Here is a 19,193-nt window from a genome sequence, read left to right as displayed (position 1 = left end):
CTGGCCCGCGGCATTCACCGGAACGGCCGGCAGGGATCCAGAGGCTTCACGCCGGAGGGCGGGACCGGGCCCCGCGGTTCCGGAAGGTGGGGCCGGGCCCCGGGGCTCCGGAGGGTGGGGCCCGGACCGGCGGTGAAAAGTTCGGTACGGGGCGAAATGTCCTGTCCATAATCTTCACTTATGGAGCAAACAATTACCGCGGAACCCCGCGTCGACCGTCGGGCGCTCGCCGCGGTGGGCGTCACCGTGCTGCTGTGGGCCTCGGCATTCGTCGCCATCCGCAGCGCCGCGGAGCACTTCGCCCCCGGCGCCCTGGCCCTGGGCCGGCTGCTGGCGGGCTCGGTGGTGCTGGGCGTGATCTGGCTGGCGCGGCGCGAGGGGCTGCCGCCGCGCGCCGCGTGGCCCGGCATCGTGGGCTCGGGGATCCTGTGGTTCGGCCTCTACATGGTCGCCCTGAACTGGGGCGAGCAGGAGGTGGACGCGGGGACCGCGGCGATGGTCGTCAACGTCGGCCCGGTCCTGATCGCGCTCCTCGGCGGATGGCTGCTCAAGGAGGGGTTCCCGCCCCGGCTGCTGGCGGGGATGGCGGTGTCGTTCGCCGGCGCCGTCGTGGTGGGGATCTCGATGTCCGACGGTGGTCGCGCGTCGATCGTCGGCGTCCTGCTCTGCCTGCTCGCGGCCGTGACGTACGCCGGTGGCGTGGTCTGCCAGAAGCCAGCGCTGAAGCACGCCTCGGCGCTGCAGGTCACCACCTTCGGCTGCTTCGTCGGCACGGCGGCCTGCCTGCCGTTCGCGGGCCAGTTGGTGTCGCAGGTCGCCGCCGCCCCGCTGCCCGCGACGCTGAACGTCGTGTATCTCGGGATCTTCCCGACGGCTCTGGCGTTCACCACCTGGGCCTACGCGCTCGCCCGCACCACCGCCGGGAAGATGGGCGCCACCACCTATGTCGTCCCGGCGCTGGTGGTCCTGATGGCCTGGCTCATCCTCGACGAGGTGCCCGCCTGGCTGACCCTCGCCGGCGGTCTGCTCTGCCTCGCGGGCGTGGCGGTGTCCCGGGGAAAGGGCCGGGCGCGGGCCCGGTAACGTGGCAGTCCACTACGTGATCAACGGGTGGTCGCGGTCCGCCTCGACCTCCTGAGCGACTCGGGGAGGCGCGGATGCGCGACCAGACGATCGGTGACTTCCTGGACCGGTTGGCCGACCGGGTGCCCGCGCCGGGCGGGGGAGCGTCGGCCGCCCTGCACGGTGCCCAGGCCGCCGCGCTGCTGGGCATGGTGGCCCGCTACAGCGACGGCCCGAAGCACGCCGAGCACGGGCAGGTGATCAACCGGATCCTCGCCGAGGCGGACGCCCTCCGTGACCACGCCCTCCAGCTCGCCGAGGACGACGCGGCGGCGTTCACCGCCGTGACCGACTCCTACCGGCTGCCCAAGGCCACCGACGAGGAGAAGGCCGCCCGTTCGGCGGCGATCGCCGGGGCGCTGGCCGCCGCGGCCGTACCTCCGGCCGGGACCGTCGCCGCGGCGCGCCGGCTGGTCGAACTCGCCGAGGAGCTGCTGCCCATCGGCAACCGCAACGTCATCACCGATGTCGCCGCCGCCGCGGAGGCCGCGCGGGCCGCGGCCACCACCGCCCGGGTCAACATCGAGATCAACCTCGCCGGCATCAAGGACGAGGAGGTCCGCGCCGGCCTGGCCGCCCAGGCGGCTGGGGTGGACGAGATCGCGGCCAGGGCCGAGAGAGTCACCGCCGCCGTGCGCGAGGAGATCAGCGGGTGACCACCTCCGCACGGCCGGAGCCCGGGACCCCCACACTGGAAGGACTCACCCAGATGAGCGCACGACCCCTGTCCGGGAAAGAGCTGGCCGCCGCCATCCGGGCGGACGCCGCCGGGCAGGCCGCCGAGCTCGCCGCGGCCGGCCGCCCCCCGAGACTCGCCGTGGTCACGGCCACCGCGGACGAGTCCAGCGCCTGGTACGTGCGCTCCATCGTGAACGCGGCGGGCAAGGCGGGCATCGCGTGCGAGGTCGTGGACCTGGGGCCGGAGGCGCCGGTGGCGGCGGTCCGGGAGCGCCTGGAGTCGCTGAGCGCCGACGGCCGGGTGAGCGGGATCATCCTGCAGACCCCCCTCCCCGGGGGCGCGAAGCTTGAGGACCTCGCCTCCTCCATCGCCCCCGGCAAGGACGTCGACGGGGCCAACCCGCTCTCGCTCGGCCGCCTGGCCGCCGGGCTGCCCGCCTTCGCGCCGGCCACCGCCGAGGCGGTGGTACGGATCCTGGAGCACCACGGGGTGGAGATCGCCGGCCGCCACGCGGTCGTGGTCGGCCGTTCCACGGTCGTCGGCAAGCCCGCGGCGCACCTGCTGCTGGACCGCGACGCCACCGTGACGGTCTGCCACTCGCGCACCGCCGACCTGGCCGCCGTGGCCGCCACGGGCGACATCCTGGTCGCGGCCGTCGGCCGGGCGGGGCTCATCACCTCCGAGCACGTCAAGCCGGGGGCCGTGGTGGTGGACGTGGGCACGAACCCCACGCCGGACGGCGGTCTCGTCGGCGACGTCGACCCGGCCGCGGCGGAGCGGGCCGGCGCGCTGACCCCGGTGCCCGGCGGGGTGGGCCCGGTGACCACGGCCCTCCTGCTGAGCCACACCGTGCGGGCCGCCCGGGGGTAGCCGGAGGCCGGCGCCTACCGGACGGCGGTGGGGCAGAACGTGCCGGGCGGCCGGTACGTCTCGCGCGCAGACGCGGCCCGGGCATCCGCTGAAGGACATGCGGACAATCGAGCTGCCGGACGGCGGCTGGGGCCACGGCCGGGAGGAGGGCGCCAAGTTCGGTGGTTATAGGGTCATACCTCGCATTCGGTGATGAGGAGCCCTCTTGTGTCCGCCAAGCCAACGATCCTTTATCTGACGGACCTGTCGTACGAGGCGCGGGGCCGGCGGTACTGCGACGAGGACATCTTCGTCTCCTCCCAGCTCAGGCAGGGGTTCACGGTCGTCCTCTGCCATCCGCTGGACGCGGTCGCGCTGATGGACGACTTCGACGTGACCGTGGTCCGCAACACCGGGCCGGTGATCCACTATCAGGCCGAGTACGACCGCTTCCGGGCCCGCGCCCTGGAGAGCGGCGTCCGGGTGTACAACCCGCTGACGGGCAAGGCCGACATGGTCGGCAAGCGGTATCTGGTGGATCTCAGCCGCGACGGATACCCGGTCATCCCCACCGTCGACCGTCCTGACGACCTCGGCCGCCTGCCCGGGACGGCGGAATACGCGGTCAAGCCCATGCTCGGCGCCGACTCCATCGGGCTCAGGTTCGTGGGGCCGGAGGAGCTGGACCGGATCGCCTTCGGCGACGTGCTCGTCCAGCCGCGGATCGACTTCGTCCACGAGGTGTCGTTCTACTTCGTCGACCGCGCCTTCCAGTACGCCCTGTACGCCCCCCGGCCGGATCGGCGCTGGGAGCTGGAGCCGTACCGGCCGGACGCGACGGATCTGGTCTTCGCCCAGCGCTTCGTCGACTGGAACGGCCTCGACCACGGCATCCAGCGGGTGGACGCCTGCCGCACGCGCGAGGGGGAGCTGCTCCTGGTCGAGCTGGAGGACCTGAACCCCTACCTGTCGCTGGACGCCCTCGACGCGACGGCGCGCACCGCCTTCGTCTCGGCCATGGAGAGATCGGTTCTCGGGCTGCTCCGCGGGTGACCCGCGGGGCGGCCGGAGGTCGCGGGGTGCGCGCGGCGGCGGTGGGATGTCACCGCCGGGCGGTGGCCTCGGGACCGACACCGCCGCGCGGCGGCCGCGGCGCCGGGGCCGCCGCGGTCAAGCGGGGATCGAGACCCCGAGGCCGCCCCGGGTCCGCGCGCCGTAGCGCTCCTTCTCCCTGGCGAGGTCGAGCGGCTTGATGCCGCTGCGCCCCTGGAGCACCTCCTCGGTGAGCAGGTCGGCCGGGACCAGCCAGGACACCTCGAACTCCAGGCCGTCGGGGTCCTTGGCGTACAGGGCCTTGGTGGTGGAGTGGTCCGAGGCGCCGACCAGCGCGTTCAGCTCGCCGAGCTTGAGCGCGATCCGCTCCAGCTCCTCCAGGGTGTCGACCTCCCAGGCCAGGTGGTAGAGGCCGACGGTGGAGCGCCCGGCGCCGGAGGGGCCCGCCTGGGCGCCGATCTCGAACAGGCCGAGGTCGTGGTCGTTGCTGGAGCCGGAGGCCTGCAGGAACGCGGCGCCCGGCATGTTCATGACCACCCTGAAGCCGAGGGCCTCCGCGTAGAAGGCCACGCTGCGCTCGACGTCGCGCACGAACAGGACCGCGTGGTTGAGCCGCTGGACCGGCATGGTTCCTCCCATGAAACTTGAACTCTCAAGTACGCTACCCCCATATTCTTGAGAGTTCAAGTAAAGTGGGACCGTGACGCGATGGCTGGACGATGACGAGCAGCGCGCCTGGCGCGCGTTCCTGGGAGCCTCGCAGCTCGTCCAGGAGGAGCTGGACCGGCAGCTGCAGAGAGACTCCGGCATGCCGCACGCCTACTACGCGGTGCTGGTGAAACTGTCGGAGGCGCCGGAGCGCATGCTGCGGATGAGCGAGCTCGCGGCGGAGGTCAACGCCTCGCAGAGCCGGCTGTCCCACGCGGTGGCCCGGCTGGAGGAGCGCGGCTGGGTGCGGCGCGAGCCGTGCGCCGCCGACCGGCGCGTGAGCTGGGCGGTGCTCACCGACGAGGGGTTCGAGGTGCTCGCCGCGGCCGCGCCCGGTCACGTCGAGGCGGTACGGCGGAGCTTCTTCGACCTGCTCGACCCCGAGCAGGTCCGCCGGCTCGCCGAGATCTGCACGGCGGTGCTGCGGAAGGAGACTCCCTGAGCGGGCCTTGCGCCGACCGAGGCTCTTCCGTCGTACGGTTGCTCCCGACCATTCGACTCGACAGGGGGATGCGCACATGGCGGAGGCTTCTCTGATCCGGACGTACGCCGATCGCGACGCGGAGCGCGCGCTTTTCCGGACCGTCCACGAGGTCGCGGTGGGTTACGCCGGAGTGGAGGTGTCCCAGGTGTTCGACGTGCTCCGTCGCCGGCTGGTCGGCGTGCCGGGCCTGGACGACCACGGGCTCCGGCGGATCGCCGAGGAGATCAGCGTGGGCCGGGACCCGTCCGGGCTGTAGCCGCCGGTCCCGGGGGCCCGCGAGGTCCCCGGGGCCGACGGCCGCCGGTCCGGAGAGGCCGCGGCCCCCCACGGGGCTCCGCGGGCCCTGCGCGGCGCCCGGAGGGTCAGTGCGGGCCGGGGGCCGTCCGGGCGGCGGCCAGGTGGGCCCCGGGGTCGGCGACGATCCGGTGGATGACCTGCCCGGCGGCGCCGAGGGACGCGGCGTCGCCGCCGAGCCGGGAGACCGTGAGCTCGGGCACGGCGTGGCGCATCCCGGCCAGCCGGGCGGTCATCGTGTCGTGGGCCGGGCCGTGGATCCACCGGAACAGCGGGGCGAAGACGCCGCCCAGCACGACCGTCCCGGGGTCCATCAGGTGGACGGCGGAGGTGAGGGCCACGCCGAGCGCCTGCCCGGCGCGCTCGCAGGCGCGCAGCGCGCCGCTCTCGCCCGCCTGGAGGGCCGCCACGAGCTCGGGCACCCCGCGCAGGCCGGCCGCCCGCAGGAGGGCCTCCTGCCCGGCGTACTGCTCCAGGCAGCCCCGGCCGCCGCAGCGGCAGGCGGGGCCGTCGGGGGAGACGATCACATGGCCCAGCTCCCCCGCGAGGCCGCGGGCGCCGCGGAACAGGGCGCCCCCGACCACCAGGCCGGCGCCGATACCGATCTCCCCGGACACGTGGAGGAAGTCGCCGGGGCCCGAGCCGAACCAGAGCTCGCCCAGCGCGGCGAGGTTGGCCTCGTTCTCCACGGCTACCGGGAAGTCCAGCAGGTCGCCCACGCGGACGTCGTGCCAGCCGAGGTTGGGGGCGGTGTGGAGCAGCCCGCCGTCCACCGGGCCGGGGACGGCGAGGGCGGATCCGGCGATGACGAGGCCTTCCGCACGGGCTTCATCCACAATCATGTGGGCAAGTTCTTGCAGGTGAGACATGGTTTCCACAGGCGAGCCGGCCTGGTTGTCCACAGCCTGTGCACGGCGCAGCCGTACCGCGAGAGTGAGGTCCACGACGCACGCGGACAGGTAGTCGACGTTGATCTCCAGGCCGAGGGCCCCGACCCGGTGCCCGCTGAGGCTGACCGCCGTGCCCGGCCGGCCGCGCTCGCCGTCCCGCAGCGCGCCCGACTCGGTGACCATGCCCGCGTCGAGCAGGTCGCCGACCATCTTGGACACCGTGGTCTTGGTCAGCCCGGTGATCTCGGCCAGGGCCGCACGGGTGATCGGCCCGCTCCTGCGGACCTCGGCCAGGACCACGCCGAGGTTGCGGGCGCGCATGGAGTCATGGCGTACGGCCTGCGTCATGGAACACCCACCCCTTGACGATCCCATCTCCCCGCCCCATATTAAGTCCATTAAGTGGATTAAATCGGAGGACCGCACATGAGCGACTACACGCCCAAGCCCGAGGACCGCTTCACCTTCGGGCTGTGGACCGTCGGCTGGCAGGCCCGCGACCAGTTCGGGGACGCGAGCCGGGCCCCGCTCGACCCGGTCGAGAGCGTCCACCGCCTCGCCGAGCTCGGTGCGTACGGTGTCACCTTCCACGACGACGACCTGCTGGCCGTCGAGCCGGACCGGGACAAGGCCGTCGAGCGTTTCAGGAAGGCGCTGGCGGAGACCGGTCTGAAGGTCCCGATGGCCACCACGAACCTGTTCACCCACCCGGTCTTCAAGGACGGCGGCTTCACCAGCAACGACCGCGACGTGCGGCGCTACGCCCTGCGGAAGGTGATGCGCAACGTCGACCTGGCCGCCGAGCTCGGCGCGACCACCTACGTCTGCTGGGGCGGCCGCGAGGGCGCCGAGTCCGGGGCCGCCAAGGACATCAGGGCCGCGCTCAGCCGTTACAAGGAGAGCATGGACCTGCTGACCTCCTATGTGATCGACAAGGGCTACGACATCAGGTTCGCCATCGAGCCCAAGCCGAACGAGCCGCGCGGCGACATCCTGCTGCCGACCGTCGGCCACGCGCTGGCGTTCATCAACGAGCTGGAGCACTCCGAGCGGGTCGGCCTCAACCCCGAGGTCGGCCACGAGGAGATGGCCGGGCTCAACTTCGCGCACGGCGTCGCGCAGGCGCTCTGGCACGGCAAGCTCTTCCACATCGACCTCAACGGCCAGCACGGCCCCCGGTTCGACCAGGACCTGGTCTTCGGCCACGGCGACGTGAAGAACTCCTTCTTCCTGGTGGACCTGCTGGAGAACGGCGGCTACGACGGCCCGCGGCACTTCGACTACAAGCCGCTGCGGACCGAGGACGCCGAGGACGTCTGGGTCTCGGCCGCGGCGAACATGCGCACCTACCTGATCCTGAAGGAGAAGGCGAGGGCCTTCCGCGCCGACCCCGAGGTCGCCGAGGCGCTCGCCGCCAGCCGGGTCGCCGAGCTGTCCGAGCCCACCCTGGCCCCCGGCGAGACGCTGGAGGATCTGCAGCGCGACGACTTCGACCTCGACCGGGCCGCCGCGCGCGGCTTCCACTTCTCCCGCCTGAACCAGCTCGCCCTGGAGCACCTCCTCGGGGTCCGCGGATGACCCTCGTGGCCGGGGTCGACTCATCGACCCAGAGCTGCAAGGTGGTGATCAGGGACGCCGAGACGGGTGCCCTGGTCCGGCAGGGGCGCGCCGATCATCCGGGCGGGACCGAGGTCGACCCGGAGGCCTGGTGGACGGCGCTGCGGGAGGCGATCGCGCGGGCGGGCGGGCTGGACGGCGTCGCGGCCATGAGCGTCGGCGCCCAGCAGCACGGCATGGTCTGCCTGGACGAGTCCGGCGCCGTCGTGCGCGACGCGCTGCTGTGGAACGACACCCGCTCCGCCGGGGCCGCCCGGGACCTGGTGGAGGAGCTGGGCGGGCCGCTGAGGTGGGCCGAGGCGGTCGGCAGCGTGCCGGTCGCGTCGTTCACCGTGACCAAGCTCCGCTGGCTGGCCGAGCACGAGCCCGCCAGCGCCCGCCGCACGGCGAGCGTGTGCCTGCCGCACGACTGGCTCACGTGGCGGCTGGGCGGGGAGTTCGTCACCGACCGGGGCGACGCCTCCGGGACCGGATACTGGTCGCCCGCGACCGGCTCCTACCGGACCGACCTCCTCCGGGCCGCCTTCGGCGCCGTCCCCGAGCTGCCGCGCGTGCTGGGGCCCCGTGACCCGGCGGGCGAGCTGCGCGCCCCCGGCGGCGCCCGGGGACCGGTCCGGCTGGCCCCCGGGACCGGCGACAACATGGCCGCGGCCCTCGGGGTCGGGGCCGCGCCGGGGGACGTGGTCGTGTCGATCGGGACCTCCGGGACGGCGTTCGCGGTCGCCGGGAGCCCGAGCGCCGACCCCGGGGGCGCCGTCGCCGGGTTCGCCGACGCCACCGGGCGGTTCCTGCCGCTGGTGTGCACGCTCAACGCGGCCCGGGTGCTCGACGCCGCCGCCCGGATGCTCGGGGTCGGCCTCGACCGGCTCGGGCAGCTCGCCCTGGAGGCCCCCGCCGGGGCGGACGGCCTGGTCTGCGTGCCGTACCTGGAGGGCGAGCGGACCCCGAACCTCCCCGAGGCCACCGGGTCGCTGCACGGCCTGACCCTGGGCACCTCGACCCCCGCGCACCTGGCCAGGGCTGCGGTGGAGGGTCTGCTCTGCCACCTGGCCGACGCCTTCGACGCCCTGGGGCTGGACCCGGCCCGGGTGCTGCTCATCGGGGGCGGCGCCAGGTCGGAGGCCGTACGGCGGATCGCCCCGGCGGTCTTCGGACGGCCCGTGATCGTCCCCGAGCCGGGGGAGTACGTCGCGGACGGGGCGGCCAGGCAGGCGGCCTGGCTGCTCGGCGGCGGTGACGAACCCCCGGCCTGGCAGGTGGGCGGGGCCGAGCGTCACGAGGCCGACGCCACGCCCGCGGTGCGGGCCCGCTACGCCGAGGTCCGCGCCGGGCGCTGACGGCCCGCCGCGCCGGCGTCCGGGGCGGGCGCCGCCCGCCCCGCTCACCGCCGCCGCGCCTTCTCAGGGGGCCGCCGCCTTCTCAGGGGTGGGTCAGGGTCGGATCAGGGGCGTCGCCGGATGTGTGGAAGGGGCTCCGCGGGACAGTCTTGGCGCATGCTCGCGTTGAAGAGGCTCTACCCGCTGATCGCCTGCGCCGGGATCGTGATGGCCACGGGGGCCACGATCATCGGTCAGATCGATCCGGATCCGTATCTGGACCCGCTCAATCTGACGATCAGCGAGTACGCCACCCTGGACCGTGGGGGAGCGACCGAGTTCGCCATGGCGGCCCTGGGGATCGCCTCCTTCGCGCTGGTCGCGGGGTTGCGGGCGGCCAGGGCACCGGTCGGCGCGGTGGCGGAGCGGCTGATGCTGGTGTGGAGCGCCGCATTGGTGGTGATCGCGATCGTGCCGACCACCGCCCCGGGGCCGGCGCTGGACCTGACCGCGCAGGTGCACCGCTACGTGTCGATCGCCGCGTTCGTCGCCATGCCCGTGGCCGGCGCGCTGATGGTGGCGCGGTTCAGGGAGGACGAGCGGTGGCGGGCGGTGTCCAGGCCGGTGGAGTGGCTGGCGCTGGCCGGCGGCTTCGGACTGCTGGCGATCACCTACGTGGCGCTCCCCGGCGACCGGGTGCTGATCGGCCTCGTCGAACGGGTGCTGCTGGGCACCGAGGTCGCGCTGGCCGGCGTGCTGGCCGTACAGCTGGCGCGGCTCACCTGGAGGCGGAGCGGCGCCCGCGCTCCGGAGGCCCCGCGCGCGGCCCACGCCTCACGCACGGCTCTCGGCTGACTTGTCAGTTCTCATGACTGTTCATGACAGGTCACAAATAGGATACGAATACTGCTACCAGTCAGTGCTATCCTCGTCGGCGATCTAAGAGATCGTCCGGAGGTCTCCCGCCCCGGCGCTCCGAGACCGAACCGTAGAGGTGACATGGCATCGAGCAGGTCCATCCGGTTCAAGATCTCGGTATTGGTGGCCATCCCGCTGACCTCTCTGGTCGCACTGTGGGGCTTCGCGGCGACCGTCACGGTCGGCGAATCGATGAGCCTGCTCACCGTCACCACGCTGTACGACTCCTTCGGCAGTCCCGGTGACGACCTGACCAGCGCACTCCAGCGCGAGCACCTGCTGTCGGCCGAATACCTGGCCGGCCGCTCGGCCGCCGACCGCGCCACCCTCGCCGGCCAGCGCACCGTGACCGACCAGGCCCGCGAGCGCTTCCGCGAGGCGACGGTCGCCGACTCGGCGCAGTCGGCCATGACCGAGGAGATCAGGGCCCGCTTCGACGAGCTGATGAGCCGCGTGAACGCGCTCGACACGGTCCGGGCCAAGGTCGACAGCGGCAGGATCGGGCCGATCGCGCTCTCCAAGGACTTCGCCCTGGTACCCGACGCCCTGCACCGGCTCTTCACCACCATGAGCCTCAACAACGACCTGCCGCTCTACCGGCAGTCGCGGGGCCTGGCCCTGATCATCTACTCCAAGGACTTCCTCAGCCGCCAGCGGGCGCTGGCGGCCGGGGCGCTGGCGCTCGGCCGCGCGTTGACCCCCGGTGAGCTGCGCCTGTTCACGCAGCTGTCGACCAAGCGGGTCTTCCTCATGGAGCAGGGGCTGCCCGAGCTGGAGCCGGGACTGCGCCAGCCCTTCGCCGAGCTGACCGTCTCGCGGCTGTACGCCAGATTCGCCGACCTGGAGGAGCGGCTGCTGGCCGGGGCCGCGGTGTCGCCCACCGAGTGGCGGGCCGCCAGCGACGAACTGGAGGCCGGCTACCAGCGGTCTGTGACGACGACCGCCACCGTCCTGTCCGAACGGGCGATGCCGTCGGCCGTCGAGACCTTCGCCAGGGCCGGGATCGCCGGGGTGCTCGGCCTCGTCGCGGTCGTCGCGTCGCTGCTGGTCTCCTACCGGGTGGGCAGCGGGCTCACCCGGGAGCTCGCCGGTCTGCGGCGGGCCGCGACGGATCTCGCGGAGATACGGCTGCCGCGGGTCATGGAGAAGCTGCGCCGGGGCGAGGCGGTGGACGTGGAGGCCGAGGCGCCCTCGCTGAAGCCGCCGGGCAGCACCTCCGAGATCCACGATGTCGCCGCCGCCTTCGACAGCGTCCAGCACCGCGCCGTCGACTCCGCCGTGGAGCAGGCCCGGCTGCGCGACGGCGTCGCCCAGTCCTTCCGCAACCTCGCCCGGCGCAGCCAGTCCCTCCTGCAGCGCCAGCTCAAGCTGCTCGACGGGATGCAGAAGCAGGCGGAGGAGCCCGAGGCGCTGGAGAACCTGTTCCGGCTCGACCACCTCACCACCCGCATGCGCCGCCACGCCGAGGGCCTGGTGATCCTCTCCGGCGGGGCCGTGGGCCGCAAGTGGCGCTCGTCGGTCCTGATGGAGGACGTGCTGCGCGGCGCCACCGCCCAGGTGGAGGACTACGCCCGGGTGCGGATCTACCCGATGTCCGGCACCACGCTGGTCGGCAGCGCGGTGGCGGACATGATGCACCTGTTCGCCGAGATCATCGAGAACGCCACGGTCTTCTCCCCGCCCGGCGGCGAGGTGTCGGTCCGGGGCGAGCTGGTGGGCCGGGGCTTCACGATCGAGATCGAGGACAGGGGGCTGGGCCTGACCGCGGACAAGCGGGCCGCGATCAACGAGCGCCTGGCCAGCCCGCCGGAGCTCGACCCCGCCGAGACCGACCGTCTGGGTTTCGCGGTGGTCGGCCTGCTGGCCGCGCGCTACGGGGTCGGCGTGACGCTGCGGGCCTCGCCGTACGGCGGGACCGGGGTGGTCATCCTGCTGCCGGAGTCCCTGCTGGGCGACCCGGAGCCGGCCGAGTCGCCGGAGCCGGTGCTGCGGGAGATCGCCGGGCCCGCGGAGCCGGCGGAGCCCGCCAAGCCCGTGGTCCCGGTCCCGGCCGACCTGTGGAAGGCGCCGGTCCGGCGTGGCAACGGAGGGCTGCCCCGCCGGGTGCGCCAGGCGAACGTCTCACCGAAGCTCCGGCAGGAGCCCGCCCCGGTGGCCCAGGTCGAGGAGCGGTCGCCGGAGGAGGCGCGGGCCCTGCTGAGCTCGCTCCAGGCGGGGTGGCGGCGCGGGCGGGCGGACAGCGAGAACGACGACGACAGCGGTATGGAGCGGTGAGCGGGTCCGGGATCGGGAGCGCGGCCGCCATCACGGGCCGCACGGCCGACCAGGGCCCAGAACGAGCGTGACATCAGAGGGGAAGGGGTTTTACCACGTGCCGGGTGAGCTTTATTGGCTGCTGGATGACTTCGTCACGAGCGTGGCGGATGTATCGCACGCGTTGATCCTGTCCAACGACGGGCTGATGATGGCCTCGTCCCGGGGGCTGAGCAAGGAGGACGCCGACCATCTGTCAGCGGTGGCCTCCGGTTTCCAGAGCCTGGCGAAGGGGACCAGCCTGCAGTTCGGGGGCGGGGCCGTACGCCAGACGATGGTGGAGATGGACTCCGCGTTCCTCTTCGTCACCTCCGCGGGCCAGGGAAGCTGCCTGTCGGTCATGACCACCGGGGCCGCCGACGTGGGACTGATCGCCTACGAGATGGCCCGGCTGGTCACCCGTGTCGGCCAGCATCTGGCCACCGGCCCGCGGGTGGCCGGCCAATGAGCGACGACATCGAATGGGTCGACGAGGAGGCGGGACCGGTCGTCCGCCCCTACGCGCTGACCGGGGGGCGGACCAGGTCCTCCTCCACCGCGTTCGATCTGTTGTCGATGGTGGTGGCGACCGGGTCGGCGGTCTCCGCCAGTTCGCACCTGGGCTCGGAGCACCGGCGGCTGCTCGGCCTGATGCGGCGGACCCGGCCGATCGTGGAGGTCGCCTCGGACGTCGGGCTGCCGATCGGGGTGATCAGGGTGCTGCTGGGGGACCTGCTGGACCAGGGGCTGATCCTGGTGCGGTCGCCGCTGCCGGCGGCCACGGCGCCCGCCGAGAGCCTCCTGCGGGAAGTGATCAGCGGCCTCCGGGCGCTGTGACCCCCGGAGACCGCTGGGAAGGCGGTGACGGGCCGGTGGTCCGCGGCCTGGGCCGCGGGCTGCCGGGCCGGGTCAGCGCTGGCTGGCCGTGAGCACCTTGAGGGAGTGCTCCACGAGCGTCACCAGCACGGTCTTGGCCGACGCGCGGCGCCGCACGTCGCACAGCAGCACCGGCACGTCCGGATCCAGGTCGAGGGCGACCCGCACATCCTCGGCCTCGTAGCGGTCCGCGCCGTCGAAGCAGTTGACCGCCACGATGAACGGCGTCCCGCGCTGCTCGAAGTAGTCGATCGAGGGGAAGCAGTCGGTCAGCCGCCGGGTGTCGGCCAGCACGACCGCGCCCAGCGCGCCGTAGGACAGCTCGTCCCACATGAACCAGAACCGCTCCTGCCCGGGGGTGCCGAACAGGTACACGACCAGGCCCTCCCGGATCGTGATGCGGCCGAAGTCCATCGCGACAGTGGTGGTCGTCTTGCCCTCCACGCCCTCGACGTCGTCGATGCCGATGCCGCGGTCGGAGAGCACCTCCTCGGTGCGGAGCGGACGGATCTCGCTGATCGCGCCGACGAGCGTGGTCTTGCCCACCCCGAAGCCACCCGCGATGAGAATCTTGAGCGCGACGGGTTCGTCAGAGGGCCCGAAGTCCATTGATCACTTCCTTGAGAATGCGCTCGCTCGCCGAAGCGCGCCCGATCGAGATGAGCTGGTGATCCTGTAGATCGCCGAGGAGGACGCGGACCACGCCGAGCGGCAGGTCGAGCTCCGAGGCGACGTCGGCCACCGACGTCGCGGTGACGACCAGGGAGAGGATGCGTTCCTGTTCCGGCCCTGGCACGAACCCGCCGGACGCGACCGCGCCGGTCGCGGTGACCATCGCGATCAGGTCCAGCTCGTCACCGGAGGAGCGGGTACGGCCTCCGATGAGCGCGTAGGGCCGGACGACCGGTCCGGCCTCCTCGTCCATCCACTGTGTCATCCGGTCCCCGCGCCTTCGGCCGGGGGAACGGACGGCGCGTGTACTCCGTGTGCGCCCGCCTCCCTCACGAGAGGCCTTGGCGCGGAAGGGTGGAGATGTGCTGGCCGACCCGCTTGACCAGCATGGCCATCTCGTAGGCGATGTGGCCGACGTCGGCGTCGGAGCTGCTCAGCACGGCCAGGCAGGTCCCCTGCCCGGCGGCCGTGACGAACAGGAACGCCGATTCCATCTCCACGATGGTCTGGCGCACCTCGCCGCCGCCGAAGTGGCGTCCGGCTCCGCGCGCCAGGCTCTGGAACCCGGCCGCGACCGCCGACAGGTGTTCGGCGTCCTCCCGGCTGAGACCCTTGGAGAAACCGACGGCGAGTCCGTCGGTGGACAGGATCACCGCCTGGCGTACCGCGCCCACCCTGGTGGTCAGGTCGTCGAGGAGCCAGTTCAGCTCGCCGGTGTTAGTCACTTTTCCGGTCATCAGTCCCCCTTGTCGCCTGTCGTCTGGTGTGCGAAGTCATTTCCGTGTTCTTCCTCGCGCCCGCGCCGCGCACCCGCCTGGAAGGCGGAGAACAGCGCCCGGACCTCGTCCGGTGAGCGCTCCGACTGCTCCGGATCCTCAGGGGGCTCTGCCGCCCGCTCAGGCTCGACAGGCGCCTGAGCCTCCTGACGGAGCTGTGGTGCCAGGTTCGCCTGCCGTACCCGGCGGGGCAGGGTCCCCGGCCCGGTGGTCTCACGGGCGGGCTCGCCGGTCCCGCCGCGGGCGGGCCCGCCGGACGCCTCGCGGTCGGCTCCGAGTTCCGGCAGGTCGGTCACCACGGCGAGGGTCGGGGCGGCGAGCGGAGGCACGGGGGGCCTCGCGCCGGAGGGGACCGTCCTCGTCCGGCGGGGCAGTCCCGAATCGGAGCGGGCCGGAGGGAGCGCGGCGGGCTGCGCGGGCTGGGGGAGGTCCGCCGGCCGCTCGGTGAGCCGCTCGGCGGTCAGGGTGAGCGGCGAGGGGGTCTCGGCGAGCACCGCGCGCGGGATGAGCACGATGGCCGTGGTGCCGCCGAACGCCGAGCCGCGCAGGAGGACCTGGATGCCGTGCCGGGCGGCGAGCTGGCCCACCACGAACAGGCCGAGCCGGTCGCTGTCGGCCAGGTCGAACTCCGGCGGGCTGGCCAGCCGTTCGTTGATCGCCGCGTACTCCATGGCGCTCAGGCCCAGGCCCCGGTCCTCCACCTCGACGGCGAACCCGTTGGCCACCACGTCACCGCGGACGGTCACCGTGGTCTGCGGCGGCGAGTAGATCGTCGCGTTCTCGATCAGCTCGGCTATCAGGTGGGTGATGTCGGCGACCGCGGCCCCGTCGAGCGAGGCGTCGGGCATCGGCGGCACGCTGACCCGCTTGTAGTCCTCGACCTCGGCGATCGCGGCCCTGACGATGTCGACCACGGCCACCGGCCTGCGCCAGGCCCGGCCGGGCGCGGCGCCGGACAGGATGATCAGGCTCTCCGCGTGCCGCCGCATGCGGGTGGTCAGGTGGTCCAGCCGGAACAGGTCCTCAAGGCTGTCGGGGTCGGTCGCCCGGCGCTGCATGCTGTCGAGCAGGGTGAGCTGGCGGTGGAGCAGGCCCTGCTTGCGCCGGGCCAGGTTCACGAAGACCTGGCTGACGCCGCGGCGCAGGTTGGCCTGGCCGACGGCGGCCTCGACGGCGGTGTGCTGCACCGAGTCGAACGCGTGGGCCACGTCGCGGATCTCGATCGAGCCGTCCGCGGCGATCGGCGGAGCCTCGGCCTGCACGTCCACCTCCTCGCCGCGCCGCAGCCGCTCCACGACGCGCGGGAGCCGTACGTCGGCCAGGTCCAGCGCCGTCGAGCGGAGCCCGGCCAGCTCGGCGGCCAGGCGGCGGCCGAAGCGGACCGAGATGATGATCGAGGCGATCACCGCGATCAGGCCGATCCCGCCGGCGATCCCGATCCGGACCATGATGCCGGTGGCCACCGACTGGGCCCGGTCGGCCAGCATCTTGGAGGAGGCGAGGTTGAGCTGGTCGAGCCAGGTCGCGACCCCGTTCGTGGTCGTCTTCCAGTTGCGGGCCTCGGGCGGCAGCCGCTCGTCCGGAGTCCCCGCGACGGCCCGCTCCAGCGCGACGAACTTCTCGAAGGCCGTGGAGTCGAAGGTGGCCCGGTAGGGGTCGCCCAGCTCGGAGTCCAGGGCGGACAGTCCGCGCGCGTGCAGGAAGCGCCGGGTGGCGGCGTACTCGCCGAAGGCGGTGCGCTCCCCCGGGGTCATCCGGTAGTCGATCAGGGCCCCGCTGATCAGCGCGTTCTCCCTGGCGATCATCTCGCGGGCGTTGCCCATCGACTGCATGGCCGCGGCCTGCTGGAAGATCGACAGGTCGGGGACCGCGGCGAGCTGGTCGTAGAGCAGGAAGACCGAGTCGAGGATCCGGTTGTAGTTCGTCAGCACCTCCAGCCGGATGTCACGGCCGCTGTCGATGCCGGCGCGGATGGCCGGGAGCCGGTCGAGCTGGCGGATCAGGGTGTCCAGCGCGGAGCGCAGCTCCGGACCGTGGGAGTCGGAGAGGGCGGCCTCGCGGAACTTCTCGACCGATCGGTCGGTGCGGCCGCGCTGCTCGCCGATCTCGCTGGTGAGGATCCGGGAGGTGATCGCCACCGAGGACTGCGCACGCTCGGCCTGGAGCTGGAGTCCCAGCTCGGTGGAGGAGACGCCGATGGTCTGGTAAACGCTGTTGGCCCGGAGCAGGGCGGCCCCGTCGCCGACGGTCAGGTTGAGGACGAAGCCCCACAGCGCGCTCAGCGACAGCAGGGGTAAGAGCAGCAGCAAAAAGATCTTGAACCGAATCGACCGGTTTCCAGAGCCCATGCCCACTCGTCCCAACCTCTGAGTGTGTGGAGGCCCGTGCCGCTTTGGGATTAATTCGCCTCCGGAAGATCGCACAGGAGACTAGCACCGATAAGGTTTTTCCGCAGTGGAGGATCTGATGATTAGTGTGATTACCGGGGCTAGTGCCGGAATCGGCGAGGCCGCCGCGGTGGAGCTCGCCGGGCGCGGGCAGCAGGTCGTCCTGGTCGGCCGCGACCCCGCCAAGACGGCTCGGGTGGCCGAGCGGGTGAGGGCGGTCTCGGGGACCGCCCCGGCCACCTTCACCTGCGACTACACCTCGCTCGACGACGTGCGCCGGCTCGGCGCGGAGCTGCTGGCCCGCTACGACCGGATCGACGTCCTGATCAACAACGCGGGCGTCATGACCACCGCGCGCACGCTCACCCGCGACGGTCACGAGACGATGATCCAGGTGAACCATCTCGCGCCCTTCCTGCTGACGAATCTGCTGCTGGAGCGGGTGACCGGCCGGGTGATCACCACCTCGTCCCGGGCCGGCAAGACCGGGCGCCTCGATCCGGCCGACCTGAACCGCGACCGGCGGCGGTGGAGCGGCTGGCTGCAGTACGGCGACTCCAAGCAGGCCAACGCGCTGTTCACGGTGGAGCTGGCCCGGCGGCTGTCCGGGACGGGAGTGAGCGCCACCTGCTTCCATCCGGGGGTGATCAAGACGGAGTTCGCCGCGAAGACGTTCATGATGTGGATGGTGAAGAACATCCCCGGCATGGGCCAGACCACCGAGCAGGGCGCGAGCACCATGGTCCACCTCGCCACCCACCCGGACGGTGCCGCCCACCCGGGCCGCTACTTCGCCAGGAGCGCCCCCGCGGCCGTCCCCCGGGGGATGACCGACCCCGCCCTGGCCCAGGCCCTCTGGGACGCCAGCTCCGCCGCCGTCACCCTGCGCGCCGGGGCGTAGCCGGGCCGCCCGGCGGCCCGCCGGGGCGCGGCCGGGAGACGCCGGCGCCGCGGGTACGGCGTGGGCGGTAGACGTCGGCGCCGCGGGTACGGCGTGGGCGGCGCGGGCCGCCCGGTGGGCGCGGGGACGGCGTGGGTACGGCGGGGCCGCCCGGTGGGCGCGGGGAAGTTCCCCGGGCGGCCACCGGCGGTTCGCCGGGCGTTGGGCGGGCCCGGTTAGGGTCCCGGGCCTGTGAGTGTCACGACCCCGCTGCGGGTGTCCGCGCGCCTCCCGGCCGGCCGCGACCCGTTCTTCGACAACGCCAAGTTCCTGGCCATCACCCTGGTGGTCTCCGGGCACCTGGTCGAGGACCTGCGAGAGGTGCCCGCCGTGCACGCGGCGTACTTCTACGTCTACCTGTTCCACATGCCGCTGTTCATCGTGCTCAGCGGCTACCTGTCGCGGAACTTCACCTTCTCGTCGGGGAAGGCGCGCAGGCTGATCAGCGCGCTCGCGGTGCCGTACGTGATCTTCGAGCTGGTCTACGCGCTGCCCCGCCTCGTCCTGTACGGCAAGCTGGACATCAGCCTGCTCGACCCGTACTACCTGACCTGGTTCCTGATGTCGCTGTTCCTGTGGCGGCTGTCCACCCCGGTCTGGCAGCAGCTCAGATGGCCGCTGGCGGTCGCCGTCGCGCTGTCACTGCTGTCGGGGACGAGCAGGCTGCCCGACGAGCTGTCGATGAACCGCACGCTCGGGCTGCTGCCGTTCTACGTGCTCGGGCTCATGCTCCGGCCGGAGCACTTCGAGTGGCTCGGACAACGACGGGTCCGGATCGCGGGGGCGGTCACGCTGGCCGCCGGGGCGGTCGTGGCGCTGGTCGTGCACGCCCGGGTCAAGACCGAGTGGATCCGCTGGCGGCACGCCAACGACGCGATCGGGGTGGACGACCTCACCGGCAGCCTGGTCCGGCTGGCCCTGCTCGCCTCGGGGGCGCTGCTGGTCGCCGCGTTCCTGGCGGTCACGCCGTCCCGGCGCACCTGGTACTCGGGGCTGGGCATGGCGACCATGTACGCCTACCTGCTCCACGGCCTGGTGGTGAAGGTCGCTGAGCGGTTCTACGGGGACTGGGCCGCGACCCTGCCGGGCGCGGCGGCCGTCGCGGCCTGCGGGGTCGGGCTCGCCGCGCTGCTGTGCACCGGGCCGGTGCGGCGGATGACCCGCTGGGCGGTCGAGCCCGGGACGAGCTGGGCCTTCACCCGGCTGCGGAGGCCCGCCTGAACCGGGACCCCAGCCGGCCGAGCCGGGACCCAGCCGGCCGGACCGGACTCTCATCCGGCCGAGCTGGGACCCAGCCGGCCGGACCGGACTCTCATCCGG

The 19,193-nt window shown here is 72.9% G+C and carries 20 protein-coding genes; 14 read left to right on the top strand and 6 right to left on the bottom strand.

Features of this window, described 5'->3' with window-relative positions:
- Positions 1-180: 180 nt before the first annotated feature.
- From J2S55_RS15000 to J2S55_RS14985, 4 genes are all read left to right on the top strand, one after another.
- The gene (locus J2S55_RS15000; RefSeq protein WP_306860955.1) at positions 181-1,083 is read left to right on the top strand and encodes a DMT family transporter; all 903 of its coding nucleotides are present in this window, start codon (positions 181-183) and stop codon (positions 1,081-1,083) included.
- 74 nt (positions 1,084-1,157) lie between these two features.
- Entirely contained in the window at positions 1,158-1,778 is a 621-nt protein-coding gene (locus J2S55_RS14995; RefSeq protein ID WP_306860952.1) for a cyclodeaminase/cyclohydrolase family protein, read from the top strand.
- Between the two features lie 53 nt (positions 1,779-1,831).
- The gene (locus tag J2S55_RS14990; protein ID WP_306860950.1) at positions 1,832-2,671 is read left to right on the top strand and encodes a bifunctional 5,10-methylenetetrahydrofolate dehydrogenase/5,10-methenyltetrahydrofolate cyclohydrolase; all 840 of its coding nucleotides are present in this window, start codon (positions 1,832-1,834) and stop codon (positions 2,669-2,671) included.
- A gap of 207 nt (positions 2,672-2,878) precedes the next feature.
- Positions 2,879-3,703, top strand: coding sequence for a hypothetical protein (locus tag J2S55_RS14985; RefSeq protein WP_306860948.1), 825 nt, complete (start codon positions 2,879-2,881; stop codon positions 3,701-3,703).
- A gap of 117 nt (positions 3,704-3,820) precedes the next feature.
- On the opposite strand, the gene J2S55_RS14980 is transcribed toward J2S55_RS14985, so the two are convergent.
- Entirely contained in the window at positions 3,821-4,330 is a 510-nt protein-coding gene (locus J2S55_RS14980; RefSeq protein ID WP_306860946.1) for a VOC family protein, read from the bottom strand.
- A gap of 73 nt (positions 4,331-4,403) precedes the next feature.
- Here J2S55_RS14980 and J2S55_RS14975 point away from each other — a divergent pair, with 73 nt between their 5' ends.
- Complete coding sequence (locus tag J2S55_RS14975) at positions 4,404-4,853, top strand: MarR family winged helix-turn-helix transcriptional regulator (protein WP_306860944.1); 450 nt, start codon at positions 4,404-4,406, stop codon at positions 4,851-4,853.
- Positions 4,854-4,929: 76 nt separating this feature from the next.
- A complete protein-coding gene (locus J2S55_RS14970; protein WP_306860941.1) occupies positions 4,930-5,151 on the top strand; it encodes a hypothetical protein in 222 nt (73 codons plus the stop codon).
- A 106-nt stretch (positions 5,152-5,257) separates the two neighbouring features.
- Here J2S55_RS14970 and J2S55_RS14965 read toward each other — a convergent pair whose 3' ends face one another.
- On the bottom strand, positions 5,258-6,427 hold the full coding sequence (locus J2S55_RS14965; RefSeq protein ID WP_306860939.1) for an ROK family transcriptional regulator: 1,170 nt from the start codon (positions 6,425-6,427) through the stop codon (positions 5,258-5,260).
- 78 nt (positions 6,428-6,505) lie between these two features.
- Here J2S55_RS14965 and xylA point away from each other — a divergent pair, with 78 nt between their 5' ends.
- The 6 genes from xylA to J2S55_RS14935 all read left to right on the top strand — a co-directional run bounded on the left by xylA (position 6,506) and on the right by J2S55_RS14935 (position 13,059).
- The gene (xylA, locus tag J2S55_RS14960) at positions 6,506-7,657 is read left to right on the top strand and encodes a xylose isomerase (protein WP_306860937.1); all 1,152 of its coding nucleotides are present in this window, start codon (positions 6,506-6,508) and stop codon (positions 7,655-7,657) included.
- Entirely contained in the window at positions 7,654-9,033 is a 1,380-nt protein-coding gene (gene xylB, locus J2S55_RS14955; protein WP_306860935.1) for a xylulokinase, read from the top strand. Before xylA ends, xylB begins: the two co-directional genes overlap by 4 nt.
- A gap of 156 nt (positions 9,034-9,189) precedes the next feature.
- Positions 9,190-9,867 carry a DUF998 domain-containing protein gene (locus J2S55_RS14950; protein ID WP_306860932.1) on the top strand — a complete coding sequence of 226 codons (678 nt, stop codon included), beginning with the start codon at positions 9,190-9,192 and terminating at the stop codon, positions 9,865-9,867.
- Positions 9,868-10,011: 144 nt separating this feature from the next.
- The gene (locus J2S55_RS14945; RefSeq protein ID WP_306860930.1) at positions 10,012-12,204 is read left to right on the top strand and encodes a sensor histidine kinase; all 2,193 of its coding nucleotides are present in this window, start codon (positions 10,012-10,014) and stop codon (positions 12,202-12,204) included.
- A 97-nt stretch (positions 12,205-12,301) separates the two neighbouring features.
- On the top strand, positions 12,302-12,691 hold the full coding sequence (locus J2S55_RS14940) for a roadblock/LC7 domain-containing protein (RefSeq protein WP_306860927.1): 390 nt from the start codon (positions 12,302-12,304) through the stop codon (positions 12,689-12,691).
- Positions 12,688-13,059 (top strand): DUF742 domain-containing protein, encoded by a 372-nt coding sequence (locus tag J2S55_RS14935; RefSeq protein ID WP_306860925.1) that lies wholly within the window; start codon positions 12,688-12,690, stop codon positions 13,057-13,059. Before J2S55_RS14940 ends, J2S55_RS14935 begins: the two co-directional genes overlap by 4 nt.
- 72 nt (positions 13,060-13,131) lie before the next feature.
- On the opposite strand, the gene J2S55_RS14930 is transcribed toward J2S55_RS14935, so the two are convergent.
- The 4 genes from J2S55_RS14930 to J2S55_RS14915 all read right to left on the bottom strand — a co-directional run bounded on the left by J2S55_RS14930 (position 13,132) and on the right by J2S55_RS14915 (position 16,894).
- A complete protein-coding gene (locus tag J2S55_RS14930) occupies positions 13,132-13,707 on the bottom strand; it encodes a GTP-binding protein (RefSeq protein WP_306860924.1) in 576 nt (191 codons plus the stop codon).
- Complete coding sequence (locus J2S55_RS14925; RefSeq protein ID WP_306860922.1) at positions 13,688-14,035, bottom strand: DUF742 domain-containing protein; 348 nt, start codon at positions 14,033-14,035, stop codon at positions 13,688-13,690. Before J2S55_RS14925 ends, J2S55_RS14930 begins: the two co-directional genes overlap by 20 nt.
- A gap of 64 nt (positions 14,036-14,099) precedes the next feature.
- Positions 14,100-14,507, bottom strand: a complete 408-nt coding sequence (locus J2S55_RS14920) for a roadblock/LC7 domain-containing protein (protein ID WP_012887139.1) — start codon at positions 14,505-14,507, stop codon at positions 14,100-14,102.
- A complete protein-coding gene (locus J2S55_RS14915; protein WP_306860917.1) occupies positions 14,507-16,894 on the bottom strand; it encodes a sensor histidine kinase in 2,388 nt (795 codons plus the stop codon). The genes J2S55_RS14920 and J2S55_RS14915 overlap by 1 nt, the downstream gene beginning before the upstream one ends.
- 118 nt (positions 16,895-17,012) lie before the next feature.
- Here J2S55_RS14915 and J2S55_RS14910 point away from each other — a divergent pair, with 118 nt between their 5' ends.
- Positions 17,013-17,834, top strand: coding sequence for an SDR family NAD(P)-dependent oxidoreductase (locus tag J2S55_RS14910; protein ID WP_306860914.1), 822 nt, complete (start codon positions 17,013-17,015; stop codon positions 17,832-17,834).
- Between the two features lie 231 nt (positions 17,835-18,065).
- Positions 18,066-19,094, top strand: coding sequence for an acyltransferase family protein (locus tag J2S55_RS14905; RefSeq protein ID WP_306860912.1), 1,029 nt, complete (start codon positions 18,066-18,068; stop codon positions 19,092-19,094).
- The last annotated feature ends 99 nt before the right edge of the window (positions 19,095-19,193 follow it).

It is taken from the genome of Streptosporangium brasiliense (genome assembly GCF_030811595.1).
GTDB classification, from domain to species: domain Bacteria; phylum Actinomycetota; class Actinomycetes; order Streptosporangiales; family Streptosporangiaceae; genus Streptosporangium; species Streptosporangium brasiliense.
The sequence above is the reverse complement of the archived record's forward strand: the minus strand, read 5'-3'. Positions and strand labels throughout refer to the sequence as shown.

Excerpts from the sequence above, each read along its gene's own strand:
- J2S55_RS14995 (WP_306860952.1), top strand. The coding sequence starts at position 1,158 with ATGCGCGACCAGACGATCGGTGACTTCCTGGACCGGTTGGCCGACCGG.
- J2S55_RS14980 (WP_306860946.1), bottom strand. The coding sequence starts at position 4,330 with ATGCCGGTCCAGCGGCTCAACCACGCGGTCCTGTTCGTGCGCGACGTC.
- xylB (WP_306860935.1), top strand. The coding sequence starts at position 7,654 with ATGACCCTCGTGGCCGGGGTCGACTCATCGACCCAGAGCTGCAAGGTG.
- J2S55_RS14910 (WP_306860914.1), top strand. The coding sequence starts at position 17,013 with ATGATTAGTGTGATTACCGGGGCTAGTGCCGGAATCGGCGAGGCCGCC.
- J2S55_RS14990 (WP_306860950.1), top strand. The coding sequence starts at position 1,832 with ATGAGCGCACGACCCCTGTCCGGGAAAGAGCTGGCCGCCGCCATCCGG.
- J2S55_RS14930 (WP_306860924.1), bottom strand. The coding sequence starts at position 13,707 with ATGGACTTCGGGCCCTCTGACGAACCCGTCGCGCTCAAGATTCTCATC.
- J2S55_RS14945 (WP_306860930.1), top strand. The coding sequence starts at position 10,012 with ATGGCATCGAGCAGGTCCATCCGGTTCAAGATCTCGGTATTGGTGGCC.
- J2S55_RS14935 (WP_306860925.1), top strand. The coding sequence starts at position 12,688 with ATGAGCGACGACATCGAATGGGTCGACGAGGAGGCGGGACCGGTCGTC.
- J2S55_RS14970 (WP_306860941.1), top strand. The coding sequence starts at position 4,930 with ATGGCGGAGGCTTCTCTGATCCGGACGTACGCCGATCGCGACGCGGAG.
- J2S55_RS14950 (WP_306860932.1), top strand. The coding sequence starts at position 9,190 with ATGCTCGCGTTGAAGAGGCTCTACCCGCTGATCGCCTGCGCCGGGATC.
- J2S55_RS14920 (WP_012887139.1), bottom strand. The coding sequence starts at position 14,507 with ATGACCGGAAAAGTGACTAACACCGGCGAGCTGAACTGGCTCCTCGAC.
- J2S55_RS14965 (WP_306860939.1), bottom strand. The coding sequence starts at position 6,427 with ATGACGCAGGCCGTACGCCATGACTCCATGCGCGCCCGCAACCTCGGC.
- J2S55_RS14915 (WP_306860917.1), bottom strand. The coding sequence starts at position 16,894 with ATGGGCTCTGGAAACCGGTCGATTCGGTTCAAGATCTTTTTGCTGCTG.
- J2S55_RS14925 (WP_306860922.1), bottom strand. The coding sequence starts at position 14,035 with ATGACACAGTGGATGGACGAGGAGGCCGGACCGGTCGTCCGGCCCTAC.
- xylA (WP_306860937.1), top strand. The coding sequence starts at position 6,506 with ATGAGCGACTACACGCCCAAGCCCGAGGACCGCTTCACCTTCGGGCTG.
- J2S55_RS15000 (WP_306860955.1), top strand. The coding sequence starts at position 181 with ATGGAGCAAACAATTACCGCGGAACCCCGCGTCGACCGTCGGGCGCTC.